The sequence below is a fragment of the Chryseobacterium pennae genome (genome assembly GCF_003385515.1).
Lineage (GTDB): Bacteria > Bacteroidota > Bacteroidia > Flavobacteriales > Weeksellaceae > Chryseobacterium > Chryseobacterium pennae.
In genome coordinates this window covers 257,456-277,210 of sequence record NZ_QNVT01000003.1, presented here as the reverse complement: position 1 = coordinate 277,210, position 19,755 = coordinate 257,456, and the positions used below count along the sequence as shown (strand labels likewise).

Annotated in this window: 7 protein-coding genes and 2 tRNA genes; 3 read left to right on the top strand and 6 right to left on the bottom strand. The window is 36.1% G+C overall.

Features of this window, described 5'->3' with window-relative positions:
* Positions 1-807: hypothetical protein (locus tag DRF65_RS05765; RefSeq protein ID WP_133297833.1), on the bottom strand; the 807-nt coding region annotated here is incomplete at its 3' end.
* Positions 808-1,066: 259 nt separating this feature from the next.
* Between DRF65_RS05765 and DRF65_RS05760 the strand changes: the two genes are divergently transcribed.
* The 3 genes from DRF65_RS05760 (at position 1,067) to DRF65_RS05750 (ending at position 2,644) form a co-directional block, all read left to right on the top strand.
* Positions 1,067-1,139 (top strand) — tRNA-Phe (locus DRF65_RS05760).
* Between the two features lie 257 nt (positions 1,140-1,396).
* On the top strand, positions 1,397-1,867 hold the full coding sequence (locus tag DRF65_RS05755) for a hypothetical protein (RefSeq protein WP_123947287.1): 471 nt from the start codon (positions 1,397-1,399) through the stop codon (positions 1,865-1,867).
* A 704-nt stretch (positions 1,868-2,571) separates the two neighbouring features.
* Positions 2,572-2,644 (top strand) — tRNA-Phe (locus DRF65_RS05750).
* Positions 2,645-2,768: 124 nt separating this feature from the next.
* On the opposite strand, the gene DRF65_RS05745 is transcribed toward DRF65_RS05750, so the two are convergent.
* The 5 genes from DRF65_RS05745 to DRF65_RS05725 all read right to left on the bottom strand — a co-directional run bounded on the left by DRF65_RS05745 (position 2,769) and on the right by DRF65_RS05725 (position 19,746).
* On the bottom strand, positions 2,769-4,433 hold the full coding sequence (locus tag DRF65_RS05745) for a hypothetical protein (protein WP_115969639.1): 1,665 nt from the start codon (positions 4,431-4,433) through the stop codon (positions 2,769-2,771).
* Between the two features lie 2 nt (positions 4,434-4,435).
* Entirely contained in the window at positions 4,436-5,788 is a 1,353-nt protein-coding gene (locus DRF65_RS05740) for a hypothetical protein (RefSeq protein ID WP_115969637.1), read from the bottom strand.
* Positions 5,789-5,875: 87 nt separating this feature from the next.
* A complete protein-coding gene (locus DRF65_RS05735) occupies positions 5,876-12,121 on the bottom strand; it encodes a hypothetical protein (protein WP_115969635.1) in 6,246 nt (2,081 codons plus the stop codon).
* Between the two features lie 11 nt (positions 12,122-12,132).
* A complete protein-coding gene (locus tag DRF65_RS05730) occupies positions 12,133-19,047 on the bottom strand; it encodes a hypothetical protein (RefSeq protein ID WP_123947286.1) in 6,915 nt (2,304 codons plus the stop codon).
* A 210-nt stretch (positions 19,048-19,257) separates the two neighbouring features.
* Positions 19,258-19,746: a hypothetical protein gene (locus DRF65_RS05725; protein ID WP_115969631.1), complete on the bottom strand. Its 489-nt coding sequence runs from the start codon at positions 19,744-19,746 to the stop codon at positions 19,258-19,260.
* Positions 19,747-19,755 lie beyond the last annotated feature (9 nt).

The window sequence follows — 19,755 nt, the reverse complement described above, 5'->3', positions numbered from 1 at the left end:
AAACTTTAGATTACAGCTCAGAGGAGTAAAAGATAAATCTTTTTTTCTTTTTAGATTAACCAAACTTTTTGCGTAATCCACAACTTTTGGTGCTGATCCAATAAGATCCTTTGAAATATTTTGATTTTCGGGTTCCTTCTCTGGATCCCCTTCCCCATTTTCAAAAACATATTCTTTTCCATCTTTATCCAAAAGACTTATGTGAAGTTTATTCTTTTTCCGAACAGCGCGGAATTCATGGGGATTTGTCCATACATCTGCTAAAAGTGTTCTATTTAAAGTGACAACATTTACAAACTGAAGTGTGTTGTTATTAAACTCATATACAAAGTAAGTAGCATATTCTTCGGTAAAACCTGGAAATAATAAAACGCCTGATGAATCTGTACCATTATAAAGTAAATGACAGTCCTCCTCCACTGTTTCCCAGGAACTGTCATAATAAAAATTAACATTACAGAACTTCCAATCAGCAATGATTTTATGATCTATTCTATATTGGACATAAGCTCTGTCTTCAATATATCTGATCTTAAAATTGTAATCTTTAAAACTAAAATCAAAGCTCTGCATTGGTCCTTCTGCGTAATTGCTTACTTTTTTAACCTTCTTAATTTCATTATATATGATTGATCTATTCTCTTCCTCCATTAATCTTTTAAAAGCACTGCTATCTACGACAACAGCTCTGGTATCTATTGTGATACTGCTACCTTTCTGAATTGCATCATTGGTTTCAGATTCTTTTTTGCAGGAATAAATAACAGTCACCAAACTGATTAATAGAAGGAATTTTACTTTTTTCATATCATTAGTTTTTTAGATCAATACATCGCACTAAATATAGATGTATTGATCTTATTTTCTGACTGTTCCAGTAGAATGATAAAAAAGAGTGGACTTCTGCCATTGAGATTTATTACAACAGAACTCTTATTAGAAGGTTTAATAACACTGCCAAAAGACTTCTAACATTGAAAAAAGATACAAAAAGCTTGCATGGTATTATAAAATATTCTATTTTTGCACCACTTTAAAAACGACAAAGTAAATCAAACAATATAATGGTTTCTTAGCTCAGTTGGTAGAGCAATGGATTGAAAATCCATGTGTCCCTGGTTCGATTCCTGGAGAAACCACTTGAAAAGCCTCTGATTATTCGGAGGCTTTTTTGTTTTTATAGTAATCGTATCTGAATATAGTAAGAATAGCTACATCCTAAACAGGTTTTTCCTTTTACCTGACATACCCTAAATGCAAATCACCTGGATTTGATTTCAAAAAGTGATCTTTCACTTTGCTTTTCTACCTTTGATTAATTATGTGTTTTTATTAACTTTCTATTTAAAAACTTTGTTACATTTGGGAAATACGACAAAAAACAATTTTAACTTTTATGAAAAATCTAATCTTTCTTTTTCTGCTATCTCCATTGGCATGCATGGCTCAATTAAATTATAAGGATCTTACTTTTTTAGCCAATAATAAAATCGATAAAAATATCAAATACATTCAAAATAAAGGTTATACTTTCAGGCAGGAAAAAGTCACCGGAGATGGTACAAAACAAGTTTATTATGAAAAGGGAAAACTAAGCCAAACAATGGTCGTAATGCGAATATTAAATAATCTAAGCGTTGTTGTATCTTATGTTCCTGAAAACAAAAATAATTTTGAAAATATACAGAATGAAGTCAATAAAACAGGATTTAATCTGATAGATTCTACATCAAGCGACAGAGATTCCTGCACTTCTTATCAATCAAAAGAATATTTTACTAAGCTGTGTGAAGTACAATTTCCCGGAAGCTCTGAAAAATCTCATAATATTACTTTTTACAGAAATGACATTGCATCAAACAACTAAATGTCATTCCTAACGGATGATGCTGTATTGAAGTCGGTTTATCTTGCTTTAAAAGAATATAAAGTTACTATCGGCTCTGTATATTCATACATCATTAGGCTTCCTTTCTATCAATATTAAATCAATATTATTATCAAAAGAAAATTTTCCATAAATTCTAGATAATGAATTGGAATATTCATTCTTTTTAAAAGTATTATCATAGATATAATAACCGTTTTTGTCTTTATTATAAACAAATGATTTAGAATCAAATATTTAATCATGGAATAGAGTTTCACAGCCCGGAATGCAAAGAATTATTGCATATAAATGAGCCTGATCAAAGCATACTATACGATATAAGTATTGATAAGTATTATTTTCTTTTTGATACTTCTCTTCATTCTTTTATATTAATACAGTATCTACTAAACAGTATTAAGAGAGATACAGCCATTACAATTGAAGATTATATTACGTTTAGTATCCTATTAGTTTCAATAAGATTCCGGATACACTAAATTCACTGATCTTGTCACTTTTGTGGTAAAAGCAAAAAAATAAAATATAAGCAAATCACTGATGAACAAACGATTGGTATTAAAAGAAAGCCCTCATCATCTATCTTTTCAAAAAAACATTAGAAAAACCTTGCATGGTATTACAAAATGTTATACTTTTGCATCACTTTAAAACAACGAAGTAATAAACAAAAACATAATGGTTTCTTAGCTCAGTTGGTAGAGCAATGGATTGAAAATCCATGTGTCCCTGGTTCGATTCCTGGAGAAACCACTTTAAAGCCTCTGATTTTTCAGAGGTTTTTTTGTTTTTATATGGATCAATATTTTAATAAAAAATAAACTCCCTCAAATTAATTTGAGGGAGTTCTTATATTTAAAAGTTATATTGAATTGTATTATTTTTTAATAATAGCCTTCAGGTTTTCTATTTCTTTATTCTGAGAAATGGCATAGAGTGTTAGCTCTTCAATCTTTTGAAGTAATTTAATCTGAAAATCGCCTAAAGACAATCCGTTATCTGTCATTTCTTTTGCAGAAGGAATTTCAGGAAGATGGCTTTTTTCGGTGATAAATTTTTCAAGATCATGAATTCCTCTTAAGTTATAATCGGAAGCAAAAACATGATCTGCTGTAGGGGTGGCAGATACTAAAAATTCTTTAGCTTCCACCTTGCCCTGGATAGCAACATTGCCATTTTCTTTCCAACTCAAGACATTGAATTCGTTATTATCCTTCTTAATTCCTAAAGCACCACCTGTCCAGCCGTAAAGGAAAGGACCATCCAGCAATGAGTTATCACTATTGAATCTTTTATATTTCAAACCATGAGATGAAGAATGCCCACCTAGCTGGATCGGAGATCCTGCAGCAACATTGATACCTCCTGCGACGTCAAGTTTAGCCAAAGGGTTTGCTGTTCCCACACCTACATTTCCATCTTCTCTTACGGCTAAGAGAGCATTTTCATGAGTTCCTTTTGAAACCAGCCAATATTCAGTACCAAGATTTCCAAAAAACCAATTGTTAGTACCATCCAATAATCTGGATTGAATTCCTTGGGTAAATCCACCAAAATTTTCGCTTCTGTCTAAGTAAATAGTGGGTGAATAATCCGAAATTTTTTGGCTTCTGGATTTTGCTTCTCCATACACGTCAATATTTCCATTGAAAGAAGTCTGCCTATTTTCCGGATTAAATGAAACAATCTGATCTTCGTACTTTCCTATATAATATTTGTAGATCCGGTTCTGTTCTCCTACAGCACCAAAACCTCCTATATTTTGAGTTCCATTGTATGAAACAAAGTTATACCCTCTTGCCCACATTGTGTCATATCCTCGGATGGCGGTACCTCCAATAATAGGAGATTCACTATCAAATAATATTTTCCCCTGGATATCCAATGAGGCAAGTGGATTCTGGGTCTTAACTCCTACATTCCCCTCTTTATTGACTTTTAGTCCCACTTTTGCACTTTCGGTTGACACGAGATCTCCCACCCATAGATTCCACTCCTTGGTCATGGGCTGAAGAGGAATAGAAGCAGGATTATTTCCACGGATCTCCATGGCTGTCCATGCATTATTTTTATTAATAGACCGTATTTTTATAGAAACCTTCAATGGTTCATCTACAGAACCAACGGTATTAACGACTCTGATACGAAACTTTTTTAATCCGCCGTTAACATCAATTGTGAAATTATAATTTGAATCCCAGTCAAGATAATTATTTTTATTAATGGTACCACATTCTCTCCAGATATCGGAATTTGCATGCGAAACTGAAGCAATATGTGTTGCCGCAGAGGCAATAAATCCTCTGGTATATACAATAGATACCTCAAAAAAACCACCTGCTCCAACACCAGCAGGACTAAACTGTAAAAATTCTATATAATCTCCAACCTGAAAACCTACCGGAAATTCTACAGTTGTTGAATATTCTGATGATTCATCTTTGTGTACATAACTATCTATCAAGTCCCCAAACTGACTTTCAGTTGGTCTTTTTGCTGCTTTAAAATATTCTTTTAGTGCTGCTATTGTTTTTTTTGCCATGATTATTTTAATTTTAAAACATCAATCTCTTTTTTCATGGAGATCATGTATAGTGTTAATTCCTCAATTTTCTGAAGGAGTTTGATTTGAAAATCGCCTACTGAAACTCCATTTTCTGTCATTTCTTTTGCGGAAGGAATTTCCGGAAGGTGGCTTTTTTCAGAAATAAATTGTTCAAGCTCACTGATCTCTCTTAAGCTATAATCTTCTGCAAAAACATGATCTGCTGTAGTAGTAGTAGCTGTGATGACTACCTCTTTTGTTTCCAGCTTACCTTGAATAGCAACATTACCACTCTCTTTCCAGCTCAGAACATTGAATTCATTATCCCCTTTCTTAATTCCCAAAGCACCTCCTGTCCAGCCATAAAGAAAAGGACCATCCAACAATGTGTTATCACTGTTATTCCTTTTATATTTCAGACCATGAGCTAAATCATTACCACCTAACTGTATAGGAAATCCAGCAGCAATATTGATTCCTCCGGCAACATCAAGTTTAGCCTGAGGACCGATGGTTCCAATGCCTACATTTCCAGTATCGGCAATAGTCATTCTAGAACCATAATTATTTCCGTCAGCAGAATAGCTCCAAAACTGTAGCCCGTCACCATATCCCCCGGTCATATTACGGATTGTCCAGCGCTCAGCATTATTAGGTGCAGTTTTATTAGGATTCTGTAAAACGAAAGCACCTCCTTCACTGCTATTAACCTTAGATGTAATTGATCCTCTTACATCAAGCTTCTCCTGTGGATTATCTGTACCAATTCCTACACTTCCATTATAGTATACTGAATGCTTTTTTTGCCCACCCAATGGTTTAACATATATATCCGAAAGCCTTGCCTGGTCTACATATGCTTTATTATAAGAAAACTGCTTGATTCTGATAGCATATGGGTTTCTATTGGTACTTGTATGGTAAATGGTTAGTTTATATTCATTTCTTTCTGAATCCCATACAATATCTCCAATGTAAATATTATCTAAAATTGTTCCTGCTGCTTCTGCAATTCTGGCCGTAGTGGGATACCAAACACCCCCATCAGGATTAAGACCAATCTCAAATTGTTTTTTTATAATACCAACACTTGTCTGATGCATAAACGTACCTGTAATTTCAATTTCCAAGCTTCCATTCAGATAATTATTTCCTAAAAGAACATCCACTGCCATATCACCTTGTTGATGAGGAAATTCGACATATAAATATTTATAATTATAATTATCCGGGAAAATAGTTTTATCGTCTAAATTAGCATAGCTATCGATAAAATCTCCAAACTGGCTTTCAGTTGGCCTTTTTCCTGCTTTGAAATATTCTTTTAATGCTGCAATTGTTTTCTTTGCCATAATTTTTGTTTTTTGGTGAACAGTTCCCCCTTTTCCTTCCGGTAAGGGGGAATTATTTTTGTTATTATTAATTGTGTGAAAGGTTAATTAAGGTCTTACAATGAAAGTTCCCTGTAAGATCATTCCATCTGTTCCGTCATGAGAAATTCCACCGATGTCGGTCCATGTTTCTTCTTTATAAATAGTAAGAATCTTTTCTTCTGTACTGAACATATTGGATGTATTCTGAGATACCATTTTGAAATGATGATACAATACTCTTCCTTCTTCATCTTTAATTTTCATAGGATCCAGTCCTAATTTTTCAACAGGAAAGAAAAACTCATTTCCGGTCATATCAAATGCTTCTGCAAAGAGCCATTCTTCTGTATTGGTTGCCGGATTATTGCCATACACATAGAGTTTTGCTTTTGAGGTATCTTTTTCATCTGTATCTATTCTGGCAATCTCCTTCCAGTTCCCCGTTGGGCCCATTTTATAAAGATGATATTTCCCTTTATAGCAAACCTGATCCCAGGATAGAATTACCCAATTGATCACATCAGATTCAACCGGCTCTGAATGATACCTTAACACTGGTGCCGGCGGATTATAATTTTCCACCAACATGGTTACCGTTGTCTTTGAAGGTAATGATGGAGCCTGCTCCTGTACCGTTTTAGTAGCAGGTGGTGATACATTATAATCTGTTGTGGTATATTCTACTTTTCTGGAAGCCACTACACGATAGAAAAGCGGATCGCCATAAGGTTTCTCATCCAGATCTTCAAATTCATCATATACCGTCCATGGCCCGTTTTCAGGGTTCACTTCTACATCAGCAATCTTCACTGTTTTAATGTGTTTCATACTTAAGATGGAATCTGCATCCAGTTTGTTGGTTGCCCTGTAAATAGAAATCTCATTGATCTTGTGTACATCAGTATAAGAGTTCACTTCAATCCTTACTTTTGCAGAGATTCCTAATGTTGCATTGTCTACAACCGGCAATAAGCTTAAGATCTTTGGCGGTTCAGCAGGATTGGTATTCACCAGTTTAATAGGTCCCTGAAATTTACTGAACTCACCCATCTGCATTTGATTTCCTAATTCTCTTACTCCGTAGAAGTAGAAGTTATCCGAAGCACCATCAAGCGTAAAATCGGTAAACAATGTTGAATGTGCAGTTCCTCCTTGGCCTTGGCTATATACAGCTGCCATTGGAGCCATGTCAAAATCCTTATGATCAGTAGGTAGTAAATACCCTGAAGCATCCCTGACATTCTGCTTTTTATTTTTAGGTCTGTGCCCTTTCAGACTGTTGAAATCAAAATTATGAATCTGCTGATAAATAATAGGAACCTCCGTAAGAGGCAGGAAACAGTTGATCATCGCTTCTTTGATAAACTGGCCCAGACGTAGCTCACCAGACTGGCCAGATACTGCCTCAATTACAATATAATTAATTGGGTATTCTCCTTTTTTCCATTTTGTTTCATCCAATTGATTAACATATCCACTTTGCCCTACTTTCAATTTAAAATGTTCGTTATGATTTTTAATAAAAAAGTTAATGGCATCAAATAATATTTTACTATTCGGAAGCGGCATGGTAAAGTTTACAGGGTTATCCGGCGGAAATGCTTCAAATGATGTTTTAGTATTATCTTCAAGCATTTTGAAGTCAACAAAATTCATCCATCTGTCAGTAAAAAACTCTTCATCATTCCCTCCAAGAGCATTAAGACTGTTTTTAATTTCCACAATCTTTTCCGGTTCATATAAGGAAGCCAGTAATACTGCATTATTCGCTCTGAAAAACTGTACTGAATATGGTTTATGATCATATTCTGTAATAAAGCTATAGGTTGCCTTTCCGAATTTATCCGGTCTGGTGGCATATTGAGACCCTTTCGGCTTTCTAGGTGCTTTAGGTTCTACAATTCTATTGGCAAACATCACCGCTGGAACACTGAACTTAGATTTGTATTGAGTTCCTGACATATCCAAATTGTCCTTATCTACACTCTTAAATCCAAAGATAGAATACCTTACATCTTCATTCTCAGGTGGTAAAATAGCATCCTCAATTAAATTATTAGCTTCATTTTTATACAGGTATACCCTGTAAGAAGGATAGTAATTGACAAGAAGATTTTTCCCCATAATAGGGTCTGTAGAAAGTGGTACCGGATCCATAACGGGATCTTCTAGACTAGGTTCAAAATTGAAAATCGGTAGATGAGTAGTATCATCCTCCAGGATTCTGAAGTTCTCATCATAGATATAAAGTACAAGATCTTGGTTGATGTTGATATTTTCAGTTTTCACCACTTTAAAAATAGACCTGGATTCTTTAGGAACTCCATTATTATAGTTTTCCACGGTGAACAATCTCACAATACCATTAAACCATTCTACAGAGTTGGCATTCGGTAAATACTGGGAATTCTGTGCAAGTTGGAATCCTGGGAATGTAATCCTATACACTCCCCTGTGAACCTTACGGCTATTAGCTGGATTATCAATAACCTCACCTTTTTTATTCTGATATTTGTCTAGTAATTCGAAATGCAGTTCCACTTTTGCATTTTTCCAGAACCCTCTACTCTTTTCAAGGAATCTCTGAACAGATCCGTCTGATTGCTGAGTATGAATAATCTCTCTATGGATTTTCCAATCATTAGTCCCAATCTTCACCTTCAGTGAGTTCGGATTTTTAGGACCCCAGGTTGGTGTATTCTGCATATTTTCAGTGGCGCTGAACAACCCTTCAGTTCCGGGACTGAATGCAGGAAGCACTAAACTGCTCTGATCGATTACTGGTGAAGTACCGGAAATAATAGCCGCACTTGGTGCTTTTTTAAACACCGTAAATTTCAATCCTAAAGGTTTTACTTCAATACCATTAATGATATAACTTTCACCATCCAATAAGAAAATTCCTCCGATAAAATCATTGACGGTAGTTCCTGCAGGAATTTCCGATTTTAAAGTATTCTCCTGAATTGAAGGTTGGGCAGGATTAGCAGATCCTGAAGGAATAGTTCCTCCTGAACTTGGAAGGATATAATCTACCGTTTCAATCTCAGCCAAAAGTTGGTTATGCGGGTGATGGTTGATACTTGCGACCTTCGCAGAAATCTCCTTCATGGTATAATTTCTGTAGAAAATATCCACTTCATCTGCCATTACTTCTTTATCATCCGGGAAGATGGCATCCGGATCCAGGTAGTAATCATCATCTAACGTAGAATCAAATGGAATAGGATATACAATTTCGTCCTGATAAATATGATGATCAAAGCCTAATCTTACCAAAGTCTTATCCGGATCTGCGATGTTACTTCGACGGGTTTGTTCTCCTCCAGAAGTAAGGGTTACCGGATTTTCTTTCTGAATAAGGAAAGCTGTTGTTGCTGTTGGAGGTAATAACCTGTTGTTGGGTTTAATCTTGGTATCTATTGACAATTCCTCTCCTCCAATCTGTGCTCTTGAAAACCAGTTGATTCCATATCCTTTATAAAAATAAGTTCCGCTTTTATCCTGCTTATGCATATACAATGGTGCATAAGTATTGGGAATCTGAAGAGGCAAGGTTTCATAAGAATTAGGGGAATTATCTACATTAAAATATTTTGTATCATGACATAATTCCGGTTTTATCCATGTGTAATCATCTGCTTTCCCAGGTTCTACAACACGGTATTCAAGACCTGCATATACAGGAACCGTGAATGAAGATGCATCAAATTTCTGAGTTGATCCAAAGAAAACAGGGTTTACTTCAAGTTCAGGAATCTGATGATTATAAATACTGATGTAACGGTATTTTCCATTATGAGAATATCCTTCTGCATCATATAACCCTGCAGACTGCGGATTATCAGCATCCATTCCTTTATTCAGTTTCAACAGTTTTACAGGCAGTGAAAGTCTTTCGATTTCAGTAGAAACAGGAAGAGACATTGAAAGCAGCTGATAGCTCTTATCCTCTGAATTGATATCCAGATTTTTATTGGTATAGTATTCTGCAATGTAAATAAATTCTCTTCCGAAAACATCTTCTTTGATATCAAGATATCCTAACCCCAACATTCTTGCTACATGGTAATCCAAGGCAGCAATATTTAAAATATCCAGATTGGAAACCTGCATATCGCCTTGCTCAGGAAGGTTCGTGCTAACTTCAACCACCTGCTGTGAGCCTGTAGGTGAAAGGTTAATTGAAATGGTTTCATTGGCTTTTGGATTCTGCTGATCATTACTCAGCTCTACATATCTTTGAACTACCGTTTGAATATCTCTGTCTAAAGGCCCCACAGATGAATGTTCCCATTTTTTATGGTAGTTCCCGATATTTACATAAGCTTTATCATTATATCTTAGCCATGCTCCATCAACAGGATTCTCACCAGGTAAGGGATCTAACCTTTCAAAAGCGATATCTGCTTTATCCGTAAGAGAGAATTCTCCCATTAGTTCCCATGCGTTAGCCTGATTTCTACTGGTGATAAAATCTGAATAGAATTCAAAGTTAATTTCAGTAACAGTACAATTCTTAGGTCTAAAACGTAAGGTTTTTCCGTTCTCTACATTAAAATAAGTGTAGTTAAGATCGTTCCCGTAAGGCATTGCTCTATATGAAAGCTGCTGTTGAGATGTGTTATTCGGTTCTCCTACAGAAAGTGCCTCCAGCTCCAGACGTGAATCTGTCTGCGATTCTATTTTCAGTTCTGCAGCAAAGAAAATATCTGTTTTACAAAGAATCTCTATAATTTCATAACCATATAGCTGCATGAATTTAAGAGGATCAGCCATTGGATCTACAGACATTCTTACCTGTGCATATTTTGTTTTATTTTTGAAATAGACATAAAAAATTCTACTGTCATTATTAAACTTATACACCCACATTTTCTTATTGTCATCAATAAGCTGAGGAACGTGTGCAAATTCTAAAGTGAAAATCTGCTTTTCATAAGGAGCTCTGTATACATTTACAAAGTCACTAGGTTTGTTGAAATTGTTTTTATTGTCTGTCAATTTTCCTTTAGGAAGGTGATTTTCTCCTAATTCACCTCCAAATCCCCATCTCAGATGGATTCCCTTGGTACTGTCTTCTCCTTTGGAGCCTGCAGCCTGGAGATAGAAATTAGGGGTTTGCAGCCCCGAAAATTCATTGAAAGGAATTGTAATTCCATTTCCACTACATGCATCGCCCTGAGTACGTAATTTGTTTGTGATATTAAAATTCAGAGGTTCTTGCATCCAACCTGCACGATTAGTATGATAAGGAGCCTTCTCTTGCTCAAAAGTTCTTTCTGATAATCTAAATTTATTATCCTGAGATGTGTTACAGGTATTAATTGTATTGTCTACAAGCCCTGTAAAATAGGAGTTATAAAACCCTCTAATTGTCACCTCATTATCAGCAATCTGATCAATAACCATTTCTCTGCCATTGGCTTTTTTAACCCATATTGGGTCATAACCCGATGCAGGATCTGCATATAAAGAAAAGCTAAAGTTACGTCCCTTTTCTGTCTGAGCATAGAAAAAGTCTTTTCCATAAGTAAATGTAGCTGGTTTACCTTCCCAAGCTTCATATAAAAACACATTTTTTCGATTGGCAACCAATGCAGGAATATTGTTAACTTTACCAGACATATACAACTCATATGAACTGTTAACCTTTCTGCAATGAACCCCATTCAAAACGATAGGTTTTCCGCCTGCAGAAACATACGTCACAGAATCTGCCGGTGTATATACCTGTCCAGATAAGCATACTCCACGTTCTACCTCATCGAGAGTTTCATTAGCACTGATAAAAACCAATTCACTGTAGGTGCTAATCCCGGTAACTTCCAGAGTTGCCTCTGGATTACCGTTATTAATAATATCTGCACTATACTCCGCTTTTCCATCACTGCGTAATATAAGAGTTTTGTTGGTCTTTTTGTCTACATTATGAAAAGTAAGATAAACCATTGAATCAACAAATATGGTTGCATAAATGTGACTTTCATCTGTTTCAATGAATGGATAGCTATAACACCATGCTATTTGTCCATTTCCGTTGATTTTCATCACAACAGGAGTTATCTTGGAAGTTATCCCCACAACAGCAAAATTACCGTCTTTGAATGGTAACACCTTAACAAAGGTTGTATCTTCTCCCTGAGGAGACTGAAAAGCTTTACTCCATATTGGATTCCCGCTTTCGTCAAGAACTGTAATCAGTCCCGATGAATCTACGGTTCCTACCTCCATTACATATCCCTGATTCTTCGCAGAAGAATTAATTATTCCACTAGAACCTGAATAATTATAATTTTTAAAAAAACTCATTTTAGATTTAATTAATTGTTTAGTTTTAATTCGTTGATTGTTACCGTAGATTTCACCTCATATTTGGTTCCATCCCAAGATTTGTAATTGAACTCTAATGCTAATTTTGAATCTTTGATCTTATTGCTCTTGTGTACCACTAAAATCTGAGAATAATCTTTAGCATAAATGAGTTCGAAACCTTCAGTATGTTTGTTTAAAGCATTAAGAACCTTAAGACATTCCTTCATATCACCCAATGGAATTCTCGGATCATTGAATGGTTCCGGATTCCTTATCAGTAAAGCAACCACATCATTATTGGTGTTCACTATTTTGACAAATTCTGTATGGGTAGGAGGATTTAATGGTTTTAATCCCATTACTCCTTCAAAAGCACGATCAAATAATTCTGAATAGGTATTAGCTAATGTTTTTAAATTTGGATTTTCAGCACCTTTTGAAGCTAAGATATAAAGGTCATCAAGCTGCTGCTGTTTAAGGTCTGCTTTCACTTCATATATCGCATCTTTTTGTCCTATTACCACATTATTATCATCGTATTCTTTCAGCTTATAGCTTTCTACCTGCTCTTTGAAGTCCCTGTATCTTGAAGTCCTGAATACAAATTCATGGATCTTCTGGTTTTCTTCATATACTTTCTTAGGATCTTCCACTGTTGGTGCAGGTTGCGGTTTATAGAGTCCATCCCCGTCATCATCAAAAGCATTGTATACAATTGCTGTATATAGTTTCTCCGGATTCAGATCCTCCAGTTCCACTGAGTAGTTATATGATATTGGTTTAATAGGTTTTCCGAGATCAATGCTACATGCCATCCCCGTGTTTCCTTGATTAACATGATTTACATAGTTAAACATCTGCTGGATACCCAATGGTAAATTTGGATCACCTTCAATCCAACTTGGTATCACTCCAGGCACCGTTTCTTTTTTGGTCCAGTTCTCAGGTAAAGGATACGGAACACTCACATCTGTTATTGGATCTTTAATCACAATATTGATACTTCCTTTAATGTCTTTCACTCCCATTCCTGTATGGGCAGACCAGTTCTTAAGCATATTGTAGACATAAGGCTTGGTAAAGAAAAACTCTATTTTACACTGTTTATTACCGTAGAATAATGGTTTTGACATTAAAAGATCTCCATCTACATTAGGATATGATTTCTTCTGATCGATATATGATTTCAGAGAAGTAATCGGATATTCATCTATGTTTTTCCTTTTATTCGTCAGGTTTCCATCAGCATCTTTAAGTTTTTCAATGTATTTGTCATTTTTCTTCTCAAAATGTCCGATAGGTCCAGCTGTTTTAAAGGCAAAATAATAATCAATGATATGTGGTGTATCTCCATTTACATTATCTTTCAGTTTAAGATTGATATAATATACACTGTTTGGTCTCCAAACCGGCTGCACCACTTTACTCATCGCTTCCTGCATCAATTGCATATCTGCCTGTACAGCAAGTTGTGATGGAATAGTCTGCTGATATTCGTGCTCTTCAGCTGTAATCCATCTCACTCTATGGAATAAAGTATAACAATTTACCACTGTATTTCCAGGATCGTTATTGTCATCACTGCATCCGCAATTCCCAAGATTAAAGATGATATTATTAATTTCCTGTACCATTTGCAGACCTCTGTCCTTTGTAGCTCCTGGGGTATATAGGTATTTATCCAATTTGGCTAAAAGATCTCTTACATACCCCGGATCCTTCTTAACCAAACCATAGTCATAATTCCCACTATCAAACCTGTAAATCATTGATATATAAGTTTGAAAACACTTTTCATAATTAATCAGCGCATCTCCTCCATAAGAAGAAATACAATTATACAGTTTGCTAATAAGCTCTTTAAGGAAATCACAAAGTTTCGTATCTTTTGTACATGGTTCTTCTTTTGGAACACATCCACAATCAGGCGTAAACTTCAGGTTCAGAGGTTTTTGAGTCGTTTTACTTACTTTAATGATCACCGCCTTATTAATCTGTTCTTTCGGATAATCACTTGAGTAGCAAATATCAATACCTTCTGCCTTATCTGTAATTTTTGTAATAACGCTGTTATACTTAACCAAATCATTACCAGAGTTTCTTGGTAAATACAGGAAGATCACAGAATGGGTATTGAAGTCCACAAATGGCGGAGTATCACCTCCTGTTATCATTTTATACGGAACTTCATAATCTTCCCATTTAGTCGCTATCCCGGACATGCTAAAGTTTACAGGTCCATTTCCAAATCCTCTATAACCATTCTGCACATGCATTACATTGAAGTCAAGCTCCTTACATTGAGAAGTCGTACATCCTCCTGATTTCAGGTATTTTAATTTCTCAAGAAGCTCATTATATTTTGCCTGTTCTCCCGGAGAAAGTACAATGCTGGTTACTTCACCGGTTGTATTGGCTGTTGCATGGGCCCAGATCTGATCTATCTGTGCATTGATATCATCAATCTCCTGCTGGTTGACATTATATGGAATAATTTCAATTTTACTCACATATTGACCGCCATAATTAACTGATTCATATGACAGCTCTGATGCCAGTTCCGCTTTCGTTTTGGTTACTTCTGCAATCAATTCATAATTCTGATAAATCGCAGTAGAGAATACATTTTTATAGTATCTGATGGTTACCGTACTTGCCATCGTAGAAAGCAATAAATTTACTTTTGCAGATGATTCAGGAAGCAGAACAACCATTGTATTTCCATTGGTCATCTTCAACGACTTCGGTTCATTATGTGGATTGGAAGCATTAGAAACCACCATATAGTCTGTAGTATCCGATAATGTTCCCAGGAGGTTATAATACGCTCCATTAATGAAGTTATATGGTGCTCCTGCCGGCTGGTTATAAACCGTTCCTACTGTTTTGTCCAGTACATTAGACTCATGCCATACATCTTCCGTTTTTGTACAGAATAATGAAGAAGCTGTGATTCCGTATTGTTCAGGAATAAACCACCCCGGTTGTGCAGCATCTAAGAATGAGAATGGTGTAGACGCCAAAATCCTGATGGTATCATATTTACCATTTATTTTCTGCCAGAATCCTAATTTGAATTTATCAATATTAGAGATACTGTTGGCTTCATCCTCAGTCAATACAGCTCTGTAAGGATTGTACTTTTTCCAATCCAACTCATGATTATTAGGATCACTATTTTTCTTAGCAAGAATCTTAATCTCTACATCTTCAATAGAATACTGGTGTTTTACCTGACGGAGTACATGACCTCCCGGCTGGGTTTTCTGAGGCGGGATCAAATCTGTATATTCACTTGCTCCGCTGGTATGTCCACCAATTTTCTCACCTGCAACCGGAGTTGGAATAAGCCCCTTTTCGATTTTAATATCAATATAGGTATCCAATGGGATTGTTGGCAGATCAGGATTGTCTTTAATAGATGGTGCCGGTGCATTAAAAATCTCAACTACAGGAAGATCAAAGGTCTCATTGGTCAACATGTGAACTCCTTTCACCGCATTATTCAATCGTGCTTCTTTCGGATAATCAATTTCTGGTCGATCCGATTCATAAGTAAGAGGCGGTACAGCACTTGTATCTACCTTATCATTTTTTTCCCATTTGATACTTAAATGAACTTTAAGCTTAATTTTCAAGAGAAACAGCTTGATCCTAATTTCAAATTTAAGTTCTGCCAGGATCAGGAACGGGAAGATAAGTTCTACTCTGAAATAGATCGAAACAAATAAGGCTACACTGATAATGAAAAGATTGATCTCTGCTCCTCCTTCTACATAAATATATCCTCCTACCTGAGGTCTTTCAAAACTGATGTGAGCTCCTACTTCAATAGCAGCATAAACTTTTACAATGATCAGATTCAGGTTAAAATCTACCCTTGCTCCGGCTTCAATTCCTTTGGCAGCAATCATCAGATAAGACTCTGCCCTGATATTCACGGAATCTTTAAACAGGCTGGCTCTGATCGGTTTTTCCCTTGTTCCGAAATTGACATACCATGGTCTTTGATTTTTAAAGAAGAAGCCCATCTGAACCTCAGCCTTAATATCAATAAATGACCCGTTATTTTTGTTGAGCTGGAAGTTACCTCCTGCTCCAATTTCCAGTGAATTGTCCCCTACGATAACAAATGCATAGAATGGCGGAACTTTAGGGTCATCTTCTGTCAGCCCAAGACGTTCACTGATGATTGTTAATCCGGCATCAATGGCAAACATACTTGGTACTGAAAGCAATACCATTGCACGTAATGAGGCAAGACGTCCATCTAAGGTTGCCAGGGATGCTCCTGCTCCGAAGGCGAATGGTGCACTATACTCCTGGGTAAACTGAGGCCCGATAAACTTATCGGTATTGATTCCTCGCTGCGGATGTACATAATAATCATACCAGGTATCACTTTCTGTCATTCCGATAGCCTTTTTATGAGCAACATATCGGTATCCGATCAGTCCTCGGAATCCGAAAATACCAAATGAACCTAACGGAATCACAAATGGCAGTTCAACACTTGCATCTACCAAGAATCCCGGGTATTTAGGATCGAAAGCCATTTCTGCAGAACCGGAAATATTCATTTTCGGCAGCTGAAGAGAAACCTTCCCTCTATATTCTGTAGATACCCCTGGTTCCGGAATAGTAAGAGCTCCTTTGATAATGGCTACTGCAGAAGTTGCACTCGCCGTTCCAGGAATTACCAAGTCAACTTCTAAGGTTGAGATATGGAAATAAGAATCTCCAGCACCACCATATTGATCGTTATCAGCAGTATAATAGTATTTAACCCCATTCCCTCTTACATCAAGACCTAATGGGTTGATATTGATTCCCCCATCAAATCCGATATAATTATAGGTACGCATATTGCCGTCATACATACGCTGTATGGTTCCCATATGGACAGCTGTAACCGCCATACGTACAGGTCCTAAATTCAGGTGAAGGTTGGTTGGAATAATAGAACTTCCTCCGGCAATTTCAAATTTACCATTGGCGTAATAACGGATTGCCGGAAGATCAATTCCTTCTTTTCCCAGCAATCTTTCTCCAAATGTACCCTCAGGGAAACTGATTTTGGTATCGGCTTCAATATAGAAGTTATCATCTTTCTTACCAATTTCTATTCTCTGTAAGTTAAAGATCAGGAATTTAAACAGGTTCATTTCCAACCCTTTCGGAAGAAATGCAGCCGCAAGTTTAAAGTTTTCTTTACTTTCCCATTCTCCATCTACGGCAATGATTAATTCGGAATCTCCATCAGCACCTTTAAATTTTTTGATCTTCAGTGCAGCACTCAATGAGGAACGTACTACCTGTCCCTGATGGAAATCAATATCAAAATGACTGAATCCTAATTCCCATGCTTTTTCAGGATCTTTCCCAAGATCAAACCACAGCGTACGGTCCTTGTCCGAAAGGCTGTCTACGGAAAGGCTGGACAGAAATTTATAATAATCTTCTTCTTTCTGGAACTCCTTATGCTCTCCCGCAGTAGTTGTTAATCCGAAAGGATATACAAACTTAAGCTGAGATGGTGAATCTAATCCATTTATGAAAGTCTTCAGTGCCTGCATATCAGCAATAGTATGCTCCGTAGGATCAGACATTGATTTCACTTTTAGATTTTGATACTTAAGGGTGAAAAACTCACTGAAATAATCTACCACTTCTGTCTGTGTTCCCACAGCTTTAACGGCATAGCTAGGTCTGATAGCAATATTTCCTGAGAGACCTCCGGTTCCAATCAGCATATGATTGGCTGAAATACCGATGGTCTGTTTCTTATCTAATGCAGGATCTTTCTTTTTAAACCATTTTTTTGGCAGGAATATTTCGGTGTATTCCATATAGACCCCCATAAATTCCTTGGGTCTTCCGTCGGCATCAGCTTCTGCAATATTTTCCGTTTTACTCAGATCAATTTTCAGATTGTGAATATCGATCACAAAACCTGTATTTCCGATCTGAGCAGGATGGCTCATATTCAGAACCAAATCCATATTATATCCGAAACCTTTTTCTGTATCGGCATAAAATAAAGCCTCTCCAAAACTGATGGTCACTTTTTGAGATTCATCCTCTATAACCTCTAAAGGAGCAGTCGGGTGCTTTAGTGGGTGAACCGGTTTTAAAATACTTCTTGGAAATTCAATCGCTGCAGACAATACTAAAGTTGCCTTAAATTTCGGAACAACCACTTCTTTGATGAACTCATCAATATCCTGCGGCATCAGAGATTTAAAGAATGTTTTTACTTTATTTCCTGTTTCCTGAAGATCGCTTGTTAACAAATAAGCTCCAAATGCTGCTAAAGAAGCATACTTCCCTGCTCTTGAAAAAATCTGTTGTACAACTTCAGTAATTGTTGTTGCATTGGTAGGAACAGGAATTGGATTTCCGGACCATCCTCCATATACTGCATTCATATCTTTAACGAACTGCATCAATGGAGTGATATCCTGGTTTTCAGGTTTCACAAATGTATTCACAAAATGAGCAATGGCCTGTTCTTCCGTTACATTGAGCACTCTAAGTGCAACCTCGAAGATCTGCTGGGGTTCAAAGGAAAAGTTTCCTAAGCTGAAATAGCGTAAATACGCCAGGATCTTCCATTGGTATTCAACGGTGATGGGAAATGCAGAAATTTTGGAATCATTGTCTTTAAGATCCGGATTCAGAACCAAAGCGATTCCTGTTCCGGGAATTTCGATATCGATTCTTTTCGAAACGATCGATAAACTGTAAAAAGCCGAGTCTCCTTTTGGCCCTTTACTATACTGTAAATCTTTATAGTAGATTTTGTCGAGGAGGTTGGTGACCCCATCTTTTATGAATCCCAGCATATCCGGGATGTCGTCTTTTGTAACCACAGAGGATAACCTCGGGTAATACCTGTGTGTTACCGGTGTTTGATTTGACATAAAAATAATTTTGTGTTTGGGTGAGTGGAAGGCTTTCGTTTAGGCAAACAAAAGCCTTATTAAGTAGGGTTTACTTAATTTTCTCGTGGTATTTATATTCTTTCGATAGAATAATTTCAAAAGAATAGAATTTTTAATTTCCTAAAAACACATGACACCACTCGAATAATATTTATACATTTAATATTTTTGTGAAAATATTATTATAATTTAATCGAAATAACTCACCAACATTGGGGTGTTCAAACTTAAAGATCGCTGTAAAAGCATCTTAATTTCACTAGCAATATCAATATAGTATTCCATACTTTCTGGTACATAATCAGATAATATACATAATTCTGAACTCCAATTATTAGCTGTATTATTATTTATCTGTGCTTTTAAAGAAGCAAATCCTCCATATTTCCCCCACATATCTACAGTTTCATTTTGCATTGAAGGAATAAGAACAGTAGTTATAAAAGAAATCCCATCCTGCAAAAATGATGTGTTAAAGTAAGCAGGTAAATCTTCAGATGGATCTAGATTTGTATTAATATCATTTAATAATTCGTACATCGTCTTCTTTCTTAATGAAAAAAAAAGCTTTGATGCAATATTATCATTTATATTCTTTGCATAAAAAAGAAAAACAGATATATCTTCAGCTCTCAAGACTGTATCAAGGTTATCTATTTCATATCGTATGTCTGTCATAATTATTAA